Source organism: Metabacillus bambusae (genome assembly GCF_017497975.1).
In the GTDB taxonomy this organism is placed as follows: Bacteria; Bacillota; Bacilli; order Bacillales; family Bacillaceae; genus Metabacillus; species Metabacillus bambusae.
This window is the reverse complement of record NZ_JAGDEL010000023.1, coordinates 36,916-51,444: the sequence shown is the minus strand read 5'-3', so window position 1 is coordinate 51,444 and position 14,529 is coordinate 36,916. Positions and strand designations below refer to the sequence as shown.

Sequence of the window (14,529 nt, the reverse complement as noted above, 5' to 3'; positions counted from 1 at the left end):
TTTATGTTCATATTACAAGCACGGAATCTTAAGAAGCATTTTGGTGATAAACCAGTTTTAGAGGATCTTTCATTTGATCTAAATAAAAATGATCGGATCGGCCTTGTCGGTGCAAACGGAGCTGGGAAAACAACATTAGCAAATTTGATTTATGGAGACATAGAACCTGAACAAGGTACAATTAATAGAAATCCACAAATGAGGATTGGCTATTTACTTCAATCAGTAGATTATACGGTGAATGATGATAAACAACTGTCTGCCGAGTTTCTTGAACGCGCAAGTGAACTAGGGTTAAAAAAAGTTCATTCATGGCAGGAAGAACGGTTTGCCCATCTCAGTGGCGGTGAAAAGCTAAAAATTGCTTTAGCGCAAATTTGGGCAACTAACCCAGATATTCTCATATTAGATGAACCGACAAATCATCTAGATTTTCAAGGTGTGAATTGGTTAATTAATCAATTACAAGAATTTAACGGGACAGTCATCTTGATCTCTCACGATCGTTATTTTCTAGACAAAACGATCACAAAGGTGTTTGAATTAGATCTAGGAAAATTAACGATTTACAATGGGAATTATTCTACTTACCGTACTGAAAAGCAAAACCGGTATGAGGATCAATTACATCAATATGACGTTCAACAAAAATATAAAGCCCACGTAGAAGGACAAATGACACAATTACAACAATGGGCTGGAAAAGCACATCGTACAATGCGAGATCAGGAAGGCTTTAAAGAATATCATGGTGTTAAGGCGAAAAAGATTGATAAAGCGATTAAATCTAAAATGAAACGATTAAATCAAGAGCTAGAAAAAAACAAGGTAGAAAAACCAACCGAAGAAAAAAAGGTTCGGTTTCAATTCGAAGCTAGTAAAAAACGCGGAAAAAGAATTATAGAGGCAAAAAATCTTACTAAAAAGTATGCAAGCAGAACGCTTTTTACAAACAGTCAATTTTATATCAATCATGGTGAGCGCATTGGGATCATCGGTCCAAATGGATCTGGTAAAACAACTTTAGTGAATATGATTTTAGGCGATGAGTCGATAACGTTTGGTGAGCTATCGAAAAGTGATACATTAAAGATTGCTTATTTAAGCCAAGATGTTGCTGACATGCCTTTATCACAAACAGCATTAGATGCTTTACATCTATCTGAAAAAGAAAAACTTTTGCAAGCGAGAACAACACTTGCAAATATGGGAATGAATGCTGATAAGTTAGAACAACTAATCGGAACATTAAGCTTAGGAGAACGGACTCGAATTAAACTAACCAATATGTTAATAAGCGACTATGACCTATTGATTTTGGATGAACCTACAAATCACTTGGATTTAGCAAGTCGTGAACAATTAGAAACAACCCTAAGTGAATTTACTAGTTCCCTACTCATTGTTTCACATGATTATTACTTTATAAATAAGCTCTGCGATAAACTTCTTGTCATTGAAGATAATAAAATCAAGCGCATTGAAATGAATTTAGAGCAATATGAATTGAAAAAAAAACAGCAAGAAACGCCTGGAAAACAACAAATTGAGGAAGAATTATTACTCATAAATACTGAGATATCTGCGGTTCTCGGTGAATTAAGTTTGTTGACACCAGATTCTGAGAAATATAAAGATTTAGATACTACATTTTTATCATTAACGGAAAGAAAACGAGATTTGATGAGACAGATCGAAAGCTTATAAAAATTGATCGAAACAACAGACTGAGGCTGACTCAATCAAATGTTCACAACCTACCAACCCCAACCTATTATGGTTGGGGAATTGTTAGACATATAGAGTCAGCCTCACTTATACAATAAAAATGCCCTCTATTCAATTACACCTGTTTCAAGAATTTGGACGTCCGCCTTTACGTTAATCTCTACATTTGGGTATAAAGAATACCATTCCTTTTGATCCCAATTCCTTGTTCTCGTTCTAACTTGATCACCAATTCCTAAGGGATCAATGCCCAAGTCTTGAAATTCCTTTATAAGTTCCTCCCCTTTTTTTTCAATTTCCTCCTTCATTTTGCTCTCAATCTTGGATACAGCCTGCTTATTTATTTTTTCTCCCGAATACTCATTTACGATCCCTTTAAACTTTACTCTTAAAGTTATTTTAGAATCTGTCATTGGCTTTGGTACATCATAGGACCTTTTAGTATTTACATTGTAAACAGATGCCATTTCTTCTCTTTCGCCAAGTTCAAGTTCCATTGAAGCATCACTCGAGCTTTTTTCATACAGAATTTTAAATATAAACATATCGGTATCTTTTAGATGCTGCACGAATTTATCTTGTTTAAAAAGGGCTAGTCCCTTAATATCCGCTTTATCATATTCCTCTCCGATAATTGGTAAAAAGGGATCCATTCCTTCAGAATGGTAAGAATATTTAAATTGATGAAGGTTCGTTTTCGGAATCCTTCCGCTCTTAATATTTTGCTCAATTAAATTTGATAAATAGATCCCATTGTCTGTACTTCCATATTGTTTTTTCAAAAATTCCTTTGCACTACCTTCTACTATAACTAAATACACTTTTGAACCTATACTAGGATCGCGTACTAATGTATCTAATGTATCAATCAATCCTTCTTCCGCTAAACGGCTACTATAAAGTGCAACCTGTATTTTCCCACTAACAAATGGTTTATCAGATTGTTCATTTAGCTTTACACGAGCTTCTTTACTAAGTGATACACTTGTTGTAAAGGTCTCATTTAGAACAGATTTGTCAGGCCTATAAATGGGCGTCACAGCAGTAACCTCGACTGTTCTACTATCAACATAGTCGTACCCTCCCGCTGAACTGAGTTGAATATCATCTAATATTTTTTTATCAATATTCATACACCCTGACATCAAGAATAGGGAAAGTAAGATTAGAATGACGTTCTTAATGCTTAATTCCTCCTTATTTTGGACATTAGTTTTGAGTATAAGAGAAGACATGGGACATATAAATACACTAAAAGTAAACCTGAAAAGGTAACCAGGTTACTTAATTGATCAATTTTTTCTTTTCCTTCTATAAAGATACAACCCACATATAAAAAGACCATCATAAAAATGAGTATTTTCTTTTCCTTTATCTTAAAAGTGCCTGAAGCCACCTTTAAAGCTGCCCATACGGCTAAACTAATATTTGGTAGAATAACAAGCACCCAAGATGTGATACCGACATATTCAAATCTTTCAACAATTGGCATTTCAACAATCTTCCACATCGAAAGAGTTGCCCAAATATGTTCGTCTAATTGGCCTTCACTAAAATAGCAAATAGAAATAATAATTAGAAACATATAGACTAACGTAGTTAAGATATTGCCCAACTGCGCCCATTTTTGTGACTTTTCAGGATGTTTAATGTAAGGATAATACATTAATAAAGTTGAAAAACCTAAATAACTTAAGCCCATATCCTTTGTGGCAATGGCCATTTCATTTATGGAATGATTCCAAACAGGTAAAAGATTACGAAAATTTGTATATTCAATAGGAAAAAGAAACGTTAAGGCTAAGTAGAATGGAATAACAACACCTAAAAAACAAATTCCAGCAACAACACGAAAACCACCAGAAATTCCATAGTAAACAAGTAAAAGTAATATAAAGCTAAAAACAATGACATTGATATGCGGAAACATCCAAACGGAAACAACTTCTATATACGACCTTATTATAGTAAGACCTAACATAAGCCAATACAAAACCCAAATAAGGTTTAAAAGCCCTCCAAACCATTTACCAAACAATTTCCGATGAATCCCATTTAAGTCCTTATTTTTTTCATTTTTTAGCAAACCATACATGAACCAAATAATAACACTTGTCGTAATTCCAGCAAAAATTACAGCAATCCATGCATCATTTCCTGCTGATTTCACAATTAATCTCTGAAACCCTAATATCCCAACACCAACTTGAATTGCATGAATTAAAAAAAACACAAGGAATCCTGAAATTCTGACTTTTTGGTCTTCTGCCACTAGTAATTTTTCTCCATTTCCTATTGTTTATTATTCTTTTTCTCCTTACCTTTTTTTGAATTGAACCGTAATGTGTCCTCTGTTTGAAGTTCGATTGGGCGTTTCGACTGAAATGAAAAAGGTAAACGAATGAATGCATCCTTTAAGTCAGAAAACCTTGGTGGAAAAAGCGGTTCAAGAAACGGTCTTCCTAAAGATGTTAGCCTTAATAAATGAATGAGTAGAAAACAAAAGCAAAGAGCCACACCGATTAATCCAATGTAATGAGCAAATAATAGAAATGGGAATCGTATTAATCTAATCGTGTTACCCATTTGATATACAGGTGTTGTGAAGGACGCCAATGCAGCAAGTGCAACAATAATTAACAAAACATTGCTCGTCAATCCTGCTTCAACAGATGCCGTTCCAATAACAATACCTCCCACGATCCCAATCGTCTGACCAACCTTTGTAGGTAAGCGGGCGCCTGCTTCTCGTAATAATTCAATCGCTAATTCTAGGATTAATGCTTCTAAAATTGGTGGAAGTGGTATTGCACTTCTAGACGTCACCAGAGTGCTGACCAGCGCTTTAGGAATTAATTCGTAATGATAGGTAAGAACTGCTACATATATAGGTGTAACCAAAATCGAGAACAAGACAGAAAAAAGTCGTACTAAACGGAAAAAAGAAGCAACCATCCAATTTAAGAAATAATCCTCAAATGCAGAAAAAAATTCGATAAGGGTTGTAGGGCCTATAAGTCCATGTGGAGCCCCATCAGTTAATATCACTACTTTTCCTTCTCCTAAGACAGAGGCCAGACGGTCAGGCCTTTCAGTATCAATAAATTGTGGGAAGGGAGAATTAGGATTATCTTGAATCAATTGTGTAATATATGAGCTATCATTGATCTGATCGACATCTAAATCAGTTAGTCGTTGAATAACGGTATTAACATTCTCCTCATTAGTAATTCCCTCGATATATAGCACGGCAACTCTTGTTTTTGAAAGCTTGCCAATAACTAGCTCTTTCGTAAGTAATTCAGGAATGGGCAATCTTTTTCGGATCAGGTTAAGATTTGTATCAAGAGATTCGACCAATGATTCCTTTGGACCAACTACACTAAATTCAACTTCTGGCAATGATACTTGCCTTGTCCTTTCAACTTTTGCTTTTATTAGCGCCGCAATTGATGGATCATTTTGCAGGATGATCATAATTGCACCTGATAAAAGCTGTGTTTGAACTTCCTTTGCTTTTCTAGTAATTGTAATACTCTCTATTGGAAGAACATGTACCAACTGATGAATTGAAGTACCATCAAACTGCAAAAGATATGGAAAAACATCTTTATGTAAAATTTCAACATCAATGAGGGAAGTATAATAGCCTATTTTAACGATTTCATTGGTCGTTTGTATCGGAAATAATGTGAAATCATTAGATTGTTGAAATTGCTTAAATAATGACTCAAAGGTTTGATCTTGTTCATCATCTAACATCTGTTTGTCGTTACTACTCATTCATTCCACCTAGATTTCCTATAAAGATACTACTCATTATGTACTTTTTAGAACCCACTTAAACCATCACTCTATAGTCAACGAGAATAATCTGTTTGATTTTCCCTTTAAGTTTAAACAATGCCAATAAAAAAGGAGGTTAGATTAATATATCTATCTAACCTCCTAACAAGTCATTAAGTTAACATCTATGTAAGCATTTAAGAGCTTTTAATACGATATTAAATAAAAAAGGGCTGATCAAAAACAAAGGTTCTGACCACACTGTTGATATGGTCTTTTAATATCATAAAAAGCACTATAATATAGTGGTGTCAGCCCCTTTTGAGCCAGCCTCTTACTTTAATTATTTACTAATCTTTTCTTTTTCTTGGAATGGATGTGCAACCCATCCCTCTGTTTCGATAAATAATCTAACAGCTACAACTTGGCGATCTTCCATCAATGTAAAGAAATGTGGATTACCTTCTGGTACAGAAATTACATCACCAGCTTCTAGCTCTACATCGAAATAGCCAGTTTGGTCATCGCCTTTGATGATAAAAATACCATGTCCAGCCGTAATCGCTCTAACCTCATCTTCTGTGTGAGTATGCACGTTTTCAAATTTCTTAAGTAAGTCCTCTAAGTTTGGTGTTGCATCTGATAAAGCAACTATATCCCAGGTTTTATAACCTCTTCTTTCTGCCAAATCTTCAATCTCTTCTTTATATGTTGATAAAATCTCTTCTTTGTCTTGATCACTAAGTACAAACTTTTCTTTCAAAGCTTCAGAAAGTTTACTCATTTCCCAATGCTCATAAAGAACTCCTTGTTTTTCCAAAAAAGTTGAAACATTTTCATGACCTTCAATTACTTCATTTGTATTTCTAATTTTAATAACTGCCATATTGATAACTCCTCCATTTTGTGTTTATTCGTTATTTTTTCTAGGGTACTACACCAATGCACGTTTGAATGCTAATAATTTCAAATGATAAGAAAAAAGAAATTCACTAGCTTCTAAATATTTTTTTGCTTCTAGAGCATCTCTTCCCCAAGCTGTAATTCCATGGTTTCTTATTAAGACAGCACCAGCATCTTCTTTCACAAACTCTGCGAAATCAGCTGCTAAAGTTGGGATATGTGCATGATTGTAGATGATCGGAATTGTAAACTCAGCATCTTCATCCCATAATCCATATGCTTTTATAATTTCTTGACCTTTAAATGTAATGCTTCCTTTATCACCATATAGTTCAGAAATCACATTATTATCAACAGTATGAACATGTAGACTGCAGCCAGCATTCGTTTTGTTGAAAATTTCCACATGGAGAAGTGTCTCTGCAGATGGCTTTAAATGTGTTTCTCCGACTGGCAGACCTTTACTGTCAACAAGTAAAAAATCCTCGTTTGTTTCCTTTGTTTTATCTTTTCCACTTGCAGTAACGAGAAAACTTACAGGCTCATTATCAACCTTTATCGCCAAGTTTCCACTCGTCCCAGGAAACCAATCACGTCTAGCAAGTACTCTTTTAATATCAGCAAGCTCTTCCCATCGCTTAGCCATTAGGCTCATACTGACACCTCCTCTATTATCTCAATTACATCATAAAAGGTTGTAAATGGTTTATGTGGTAAATGTAATTCTTCACATTTTTCTAACAGAAAATCTCTTGCAATCACAAAATCAGCAAGTTTTGCTGCTTGCAAATCTGTAATCGAGTCTCCGATGACAATTTTATGTTGATCCATGCTTGTTAACTTTTTAATAAGTGAAGGTTTACAGCAACCACAATCATTATCACAAATATGGTCACAGCTATGAGGCCATTCAATGGTAATCATTTCATTTGAAAAATCAGCTTTATTGCAATAAATTTGTCCTTCATCAATCAAACCTTCAAGAAGTGGATAAACGAAAAAATCAATGCCCCCACTAACAATATAAAGTGGAATATTTTTTTCTTTTGTATACTGGACAAATTCTTTAAAACCAGGGCGAATTTCAGCATGATCTAATATAAATTCTACAATGTCTTTTTTTAAAGAAGAAGGTAGAAGTTGAAACATGTTTCCAACACCTTCACGAACAGAAATATCTTGAGATAGTACTCCTTTTTTAAGGTTATCCCATTCTGGTGGTGCAAACTGCTTCATAATCGCAATGATGTTATCTGTCTCTGTGATCGTCCCATCAAAATCACAGATTATTGCTTTGTTGCTCATTTGTACACCTCTTTTGCACCCCAAAGATTAATCGCAAGCTTTAGATCTTCATCAAAGGTTGATGCTTGCTTCAAAGTGATGCCCTTAAGTGTTGCATCGATTGCGGATCGAAATGCACGACCTCCGCCAATTGCTCCATTTGGATGTCCGTGAACTCCTCCACCTGCATTAATCACAGAGTCATTACCAAAGTCTTGGATAAGCAATGGGACAAGCCCAGGATGAATGCCAGCAGATGGTACTGGGAATGACTGCTTAAAAGCATCTTCCTTTAAGCAGTTTTCCGCGATACCAAGCGCCTCGTTGCGATCTAACGCAACACTACCATATGGTGATGGAAATAAAGAGAAATCCGCTCCAGAGATTCGTAATAGCTTACCAAGTAATAACGAGCTAGAAAATCCATATAAGCTTGAAGCAGTTGACGCTCCGCTTACTGCCGGATGAGCCATGATTGGAACTGAAATTTCTGGATCTTCTGCTAAGCTTTGAAGAACATCAAGTCCATATGCAAACACATTGAAAAGTAATACATTTGCACCAAGCTCTGCAGCTCGCTTCGCTTTGTCCTTTAATTCAAACGTTTTTCCAGACAAATTAACAGCATAAAATGCTTTATGACCAGTTTCTTCATAGACATTTTTCAAAACATCTTTACCAGCTATAATTCGATCTTCAAAAGGTGTTAATGGATTATCAAAAAGGATTTCATCGTCTTTTACTAGGTCTACACCACCTAAAACCTGCTGTCTTAATTGATCCTTAAGATATGTAAGGTCTCTCCCAATCACACCTTTAAAGATGCTCATTAATAAAGGACGATTATAAACACCTAAAGCTTCACGAATTCCTGAAACACCAAATTCTGGACCAGGGAATGAAGACTTCACATCCTCCGAAAGCTCTAAATCAACTAATTTCACTTCACCATCGAGTGACAGCTTTCCAAAAATAGTTGTTAAAATGGCAGGTAGATCATGACTATAATTTAAGCTTGGATAAGCAATTTTTATTTTACCTTTTGTAACTGTCTTCCCTAAGTATTGATTCGTTTTTTCACAATTTTCTAGTTGACTGACTTCTAATACTCGTCCTTTATGTGCCTTTAATTGCTCTTGTTCAAGCAATGGGAGATCAGTCCAAGAACCAACTGTTAGACCTAAAGCAATTCCCTCAGCCTTTTTCGTTAAATCTCCCTTAGCATCATGCACGAGATATGTAGCAATTACTTCACTCACTTTAAACCCTACTTTCTATCAAAGCGTATCTGATATTCTGAATCTTTTTATTTATCTTACTAATTTTATCATTTTTATTTGGATAATACCTATTACTTTTTCTTGAACATTGATTAACATTTGTACATATGGCAGAGAATGTATTAGTCAAGAATATTAAGTTGCTCGAAAATACAATAAGCCCCTTCGACACTAATAGATCGAAGGGGCTTTTACATGCATAAATAACAAGCATATCTCCTTATCTATCAGCGAATGCTGCAAGAATTAGCACCGTGCTCAAAGCATTGTTTAAGTCGGTTGCCGGGCTTCATAGGGCTAGTCCCTCCACCTGCTCTTGATAAGAACGAAACGTTCATAATATTGATTAAATTAATATGGATTATGACAGATCATTTTTGAACTGTCAACTCTGAATATTAAAACAAATTCAATGCTTTTATTCTGTTAGCAGCTTCTACTAATCTTTCTTCTGAAGTGAGAAATCCTACCCTTACATAGCCTTCACCGTAATCCCCAAAGCCAATTCCAGGTGCAACTACGACATGGGCATTTTCTAATAAATAATCTGAAAAATCTTGAGATGATTCAAACTGACTTGGTACAGGAAGCCAGGCAAAAAATGATCCAGATGGAGCCGTCACATCCCAACCAATCTCACGAAAAGCTTGAATCAAAGTATTTCTGCGAGATTCATAAAGTGCATTTAACTCAGCTACACATGTTTGTGGACTTAATAACGCATGTGCTGCCGCTTCTTGAATTGCACTAAATACACTTACATACATATGATCCTGCAAAAGATTTAAGGCTTCAATCACAGATGGGTTACCAACGGCAAACCCAATTCGCCATCCAGCCATGTTATACGACTTTGAAAAAGTATAGATTTCAATCCCGATCTCTTTTGCCCCTTTTGTTTGCAAAAAGCTCATTGGACGTTTTCCATCAAAGCCAATGGCACCATAAGCAAAATCATGAACTACACAAATGTCATTCCCCTCAGCAAATTCTACGGTTTCTTTGAAGAATTCCTCTGTTGCAGTTGCACCTGTTGGATTATTTGGATAGTTTAAAATCATAAGCTTTGCATTTTCTACCGCTTCTTTAGACAAACTTTTATAGTCAGGTAAAAAATGATTTTCTCTGATTAGTGGCATCACTTCCATCTTGGCACGTGCAAGCTCAACACCTGACCAATAATCTGGGTAACCAGGGTCGGGAACAAGTACGACATCACCTGGATTCAACAAGCATTGAGGAACCTCAACAAGTCCTGCCTTTCCACCGAATAGAATCGCCACTTCTGTCGATGGTTCAATTTCAACTCCATATTCCCTTTTATAAAAAGTTGCGATCGCTTCCTTCAAGAAAGTCTGACCACGGAATGGAGAGTACTTATGGAATTGTGGGTTTTCCACTGCTTTTTGCATTGCTTTAACAATATGATCTGGTGTTGGCTGATCTGGATTTCCTTGACCTAGATTAATAACATCATGACCCTGTGCAACAATTTTATTTACCTTTTCAACTAAACTTGCAAAAAATTGCTTCGGTAATGTTTCTAATAATTGTGATTGTTTAAAGGTTTTCATTTTTAACACCTTCTCAAAAAATTCTTGAAATTCTAGTCACAAATCATATATTGTTAGAATCAACTTGTAAAGTAAAATTTTAAAAATGAAGGTGTGATTTTGCTTGAAACCTGTCATTACTTGTATACAACTTGATATTAAATTCGGTGATCCAGCATTCAACTATCAGCAAGTAGAGGAAAAAGTTGCTGTTGCAGTTGAAAAGGACAATCCAGCGATCATCGTTCTACCTGAGCTATGGACAACAGGCTATGACCTCACTCGCTTAGATGTGATTGCCGATGAAAAAGGAGAAAAAACGAAACAATTTCTTTCCAAACTCGCAAAAAAATACCATGTTAACATCATCGGTGGCTCTGTTGCGAAAAAGATGCAGGATAATGTCACAAACACGATGTACATTATGAACGACCAAGGTGAGTTTGTTCATGAATATAGTAAGCTCCACTTATTCAAATTAATGGATGAACATCATTACTTAACTGCAGGTACTGGAAAAGGACTTTTCGAAATTGATGGAATAAAATGTGCTGGTGTGATTTGCTATGATATTCGTTTTCCAGAATGGATTCGTGCACATACAACAAAAGGAGCAGAGGTACTATTTGTTGTTGCTGAATGGCCACTGCCCCGACTAAATCATTGGAGAACATTGCTTTTAAGTCGTGCAATCGAAAACCAATGTTATGTCATAGCTTGTAATCGATCAGGCACTGATCCAAAAAACGAATTCGCTGGTCATTCCATGATAATTGATCCTTGGGGAACAATTATCTCTGAAGCTGACGAAAACACTGGTTTCATTTCAGCAGAAATCGATGTTGAAACAGTCAAACAAGTAAGAAGTCAAATTCCTGTATTTGAAGACCGACTTCCTGACTATTATAAGTGATTTTCAAATTACCTGTTGACAAATCCAAATAATCATTGGTAACATGCTAATCAAGCATTACATTTTTCTTAATAGATAAAATGTTCTAAAAATAACGTAATTTAGTAAACATTAGTTTCATAATGTTTATCCATATTGATCTCTTATCAAGAGTTGGCAGAGGGACTTGGCCCTATGACGCCGCAGCAACCGACCATACTACCATTGCAAAATGGGGTGATTCTTTTCACCTTGGATTGTTTCCAATAGGGCACGGTGCTAATTCCATCAGAAAGGCAATCTTTCTGACAGATGAGAGGTGCGAAGCGACGCCTTCAAGCCTCTTTCATACTGAAAGGGGCTTTTCTTATTTTCTAAAGAAAAGCCTCCATCATTCAAACTACTAATATTTGGAGGTATTATTATGTCTACTAAAAAATCATCTGTTTATGAACCATTAACTGAAAGTGGAGCAATCGCTCTCACGAAACGATTACAATTATTCGAAGAAAATAGTAATCTACTTTGCAATGAAATTGGAGATGGAAACTTAAATCTCGTTTTCAAAGTTAAAGATAGTAAAACGGAAGAAAGTATCATCATTAAACAAGCACTTCCATATGCAAAGGTCGTAGGTGAAAGTTGGCCTTTAACACTTGATCGAGCACGCATCGAAACACATGCATTATTAAAACAAGCTGAATTTGTTCCTCAGTATGTACCAAAGGTTTTTTACTCCGATGAAAAGCTAGCCATTACCATTATGGAGGACTTATCACGTCTTCAAATATCTCGAGCTGCACTCATTGAAGGTAAAGATTTACCCCTGATTTCAAAACATATCGGAGAATTTTTAGCTAAAACTTTATTTTACACATCCGACTATTCCGTTAATCAACATTATAAAAAAGCTTTAGTCAAACAGTTTATCAATCCTGATCTTTGCAAAATTACTGAAGATCTTGTTTTCACAGATCCATTCTTCGATCACGACACAAATGATTATGAACCAGAACTCGAGCAAGATGTTGAACGAATTTGGCAAGATCAAGCTCTCAAGTTAGAAGTTGCTAAGCTTAAACAGAAATTTCTTACAAAAGCAGAAGCACTTGTCCATGGTGACTTACATACTGGAAGTATTTTTGCTGATGGTAAGGAAACGAAAGTGATTGATCCTGAATTTGCTTACTTCGGACCGATCGGTTTTGATGTAGGCCAGGTATTCGGAAATTTCTTGTTAAATGCGATTTCACGAGATGTTGAAAACCAGGAAGTGCTTTTCAAGCATATCGAAACAACATGGAATGTTTTTGTAGAAGAGTTTTCGAGAGCTTGGAAAAATGATGGTCTTGAGATCTTCACGAAAGTTGACGGTTATTTAGAACATGTATTATCAGAAATTTTCGAAGAAGCAGTTGGTTTTGCTGGCTGTGAAATCATCCGCCGTACAATCGGTCTAGCACATGTAGCAGATCTTGATTTAATTCAGCCATATGAAAAAAGAATTTCAACAAAACAGCTTGCCCTCACAATAGGTAGTGAACTTATTAAAAACCAAAAAGCAATTAAAGACCCTACTCAATTTAAAGACTATGTGAAACAAACTGTGAATCTATAAGTCTATTTCTAAAAAGTATGTTATTTTTAGACACTTAAAGCAATTTCATGAGATTAGGACTAAATTAATAAGCAAAAACAATTTGATAATAGGCATTATCTGAAAAACACAAGCATTGCAAATAGCCTTTCAAAAAAATGTTAGAGAATTAGTGAAAATAAAGGAGTTATTGAGCATGGCAACAACAAAATTTACGATACCTCGTTCAGTTATTTGGAAGGAGGAATCAATCTCCCTATTAAATCAGCAAAAAATCCCGCATGTAACAGAATATCTTGAATTAACAACGATAGAAGCTGTCTGGGAGGCTATACAAACCTTGAAAGTAAGAGGTGCTCCTGCTATTGGGATTACTGCAGCATTTGGCCTAGCATTATCAGCCTTACAAGATCAATCTAATACACTTGAGGGTTTTCAGCTAAAGCTCAAACAAAACCGAGATTATTTAGCTAGCTCAAGACCAACTGCTGTGAATTTAGTATGGGCTTTAGACAGATTGGTTACCAGTATCACTGAAACGAAATCCATCAATGAGGCTAAAACAAAGCTTGTACATGAAGCAATTCAAATCCAGGTAGAAGATGAAGAGGTTTGTCGATTAATTGGAGAGAACTCGCTCTCAATTTTTAACGATGGTGATCGCATTATGACAATTTGTAATGCAGGGTCTATCGCAACTGCAAAATACGGAACAGCTCTAGCTCCATTTTATTTAGCAAAGGAACAAAACATAGAATTAAGTGTCTTTGCGTGTGAAACCCGTCCGGTTTTCCAAGGTGCACGGTTAACAACTTGGGAGCTTATGCAGGCTGACGTTGATGTTACATTAATTACTGACAACATGGCAGCACATACAATTAAGTCAAAAAAAATCTCAGCTATTATTGTTGGTGCTGACCGTATTGCAGCTAATGGTGACACGGCAAACAAAATCGGTACATTCAATTTAGCACTATTGGCAAAATCATTTAACATTCCATTCTATGTAGCAGCACCTTTATCAACATTTGATCCTTCTATTTCAGATGGTAATCAAATTCCAATTGAGGAACGTAATCCTGAAGAAGTGACTGAGATTAATGGAGTACGAATTGCTCCAGAGGGTGTAAAGGTATTTAACCCTGCGTTTGACGTCACTCCTGCCGAGCTCATCACAGGTATCATAACGGAAAAAGGGATTCTTTCTGGGGATTATCGAGAATTAATTTCAGAATTATTTTCTGTCTAAATTGACAAAGTGAAAACCTTAGTCCTCCATTTTTAAAGGGCTAAGGTTTTTACATTTTAGAGCCTATTTTGATACTTTGACTCATACTTGCTCCCTGATGCTTCCATTTTTTCTAACAACCCGTTTTTTTCAGCTTCTGAGATGATATGAAGCTTTGAAAATAACGATGCATAAAAATAAACCTTTTTTGGACGTTTATGAATCCACATCTTACTTGCCCCTTTCTTTACCATACGCAACTTTTTTCTCTTACTCAA

The 14,529-nt window shown here is 35.7% G+C and carries 13 protein-coding genes and 2 riboswitches; of the genes, 4 read left to right on the top strand and 9 right to left on the bottom strand.

Features of this window, described 5'->3' with window-relative positions:
* The first annotated feature begins 3 nt into the window (after window positions 1-3).
* A complete protein-coding gene (gene abc-f / locus I7822_RS22820) occupies window positions 4-1,707 on the top strand; it encodes a ribosomal protection-like ABC-F family protein (RefSeq protein WP_207981374.1) in 1,704 nt (567 codons plus the stop codon).
* A 128-nt stretch (window positions 1,708-1,835) separates the two neighbouring features.
* Here abc-f and I7822_RS22815 read toward each other — a convergent pair whose 3' ends face one another.
* From I7822_RS22815 to I7822_RS22780, 8 genes are all read right to left on the bottom strand, one after another.
* Window positions 1,836-2,963 (bottom strand): Ger(x)C family spore germination protein, encoded by a 1,128-nt coding sequence (locus tag I7822_RS22815; protein WP_207981373.1) that lies wholly within the window; start codon window positions 2,961-2,963, stop codon window positions 1,836-1,838.
* A complete protein-coding gene (locus tag I7822_RS22810; RefSeq protein WP_207981372.1) occupies window positions 2,915-4,000 on the bottom strand; it encodes a GerAB/ArcD/ProY family transporter in 1,086 nt (361 codons plus the stop codon). The genes I7822_RS22815 and I7822_RS22810 overlap by 49 nt, the downstream gene beginning before the upstream one ends.
* A 20-nt stretch (window positions 4,001-4,020) precedes the next feature.
* Window positions 4,021-5,511 (bottom strand): spore germination protein, encoded by a 1,491-nt coding sequence (locus tag I7822_RS22805; RefSeq protein ID WP_207981371.1) that lies wholly within the window; start codon window positions 5,509-5,511, stop codon window positions 4,021-4,023.
* Between the two features lie 346 nt (window positions 5,512-5,857).
* Window positions 5,858-6,400 (bottom strand): acireductone dioxygenase, encoded by a 543-nt coding sequence (gene mtnD, locus I7822_RS22800; RefSeq protein ID WP_207981370.1) that lies wholly within the window; start codon window positions 6,398-6,400, stop codon window positions 5,858-5,860.
* 48 nt (window positions 6,401-6,448) lie between these two features.
* Window positions 6,449-7,072: a methylthioribulose 1-phosphate dehydratase gene (locus I7822_RS22795; RefSeq protein ID WP_207981369.1), complete on the bottom strand. Its 624-nt coding sequence runs from the start codon at window positions 7,070-7,072 to the stop codon at window positions 6,449-6,451.
* Window positions 7,069-7,722: a 2-hydroxy-3-keto-5-methylthiopentenyl-1-phosphate phosphatase gene (gene mtnX / locus I7822_RS22790; protein ID WP_207981368.1), complete on the bottom strand. Its 654-nt coding sequence runs from the start codon at window positions 7,720-7,722 to the stop codon at window positions 7,069-7,071. The genes I7822_RS22795 and mtnX overlap by 4 nt, the downstream gene beginning before the upstream one ends.
* Window positions 7,719-8,960, bottom strand: coding sequence for a 2,3-diketo-5-methylthiopentyl-1-phosphate enolase (gene mtnW, locus I7822_RS22785; RefSeq protein WP_207981367.1), 1,242 nt, complete (start codon window positions 8,958-8,960; stop codon window positions 7,719-7,721). Before mtnW ends, mtnX begins: the two co-directional genes overlap by 4 nt.
* Window positions 8,961-9,198: 238 nt before the next feature.
* Window positions 9,199-9,307, bottom strand: a riboswitch (SAM riboswitch).
* Window positions 9,308-9,379: 72 nt separating this feature from the next.
* A complete protein-coding gene (locus I7822_RS22780) occupies window positions 9,380-10,555 on the bottom strand; it encodes a pyridoxal phosphate-dependent aminotransferase (RefSeq protein ID WP_207981366.1) in 1,176 nt (391 codons plus the stop codon).
* A 103-nt stretch (window positions 10,556-10,658) separates the two neighbouring features.
* Here I7822_RS22780 and I7822_RS22775 point away from each other — a divergent pair, with 103 nt between their 5' ends.
* The 3 genes from I7822_RS22775 to mtnA all read left to right on the top strand — a co-directional run bounded on the left by I7822_RS22775 (window position 10,659) and on the right by mtnA (window position 14,272).
* Window positions 10,659-11,447 (top strand): carbon-nitrogen family hydrolase, encoded by a 789-nt coding sequence (locus tag I7822_RS22775; protein WP_207981365.1) that lies wholly within the window; start codon window positions 10,659-10,661, stop codon window positions 11,445-11,447.
* A 140-nt stretch (window positions 11,448-11,587) separates the two neighbouring features.
* A riboswitch (SAM riboswitch) is annotated at window positions 11,588-11,745 on the top strand.
* A gap of 105 nt (window positions 11,746-11,850) precedes the next feature.
* A complete protein-coding gene (gene mtnK, locus I7822_RS22770; protein ID WP_207981364.1) occupies window positions 11,851-13,044 on the top strand; it encodes an S-methyl-5-thioribose kinase in 1,194 nt (397 codons plus the stop codon).
* 175 nt (window positions 13,045-13,219) lie between these two features.
* Window positions 13,220-14,272 carry an S-methyl-5-thioribose-1-phosphate isomerase gene (mtnA, locus tag I7822_RS22765; protein WP_207981363.1) on the top strand — a complete coding sequence of 351 codons (1,053 nt, stop codon included), beginning with the start codon at window positions 13,220-13,222 and terminating at the stop codon, window positions 14,270-14,272.
* A 56-nt stretch (window positions 14,273-14,328) separates the two neighbouring features.
* Here mtnA and I7822_RS22760 read toward each other — a convergent pair whose 3' ends face one another.
* Window positions 14,329-14,481 (bottom strand): hypothetical protein, encoded by a 153-nt coding sequence (locus I7822_RS22760; protein ID WP_207981362.1) that lies wholly within the window; start codon window positions 14,479-14,481, stop codon window positions 14,329-14,331.
* Window positions 14,482-14,529: the final 48 nt, after the last annotated feature.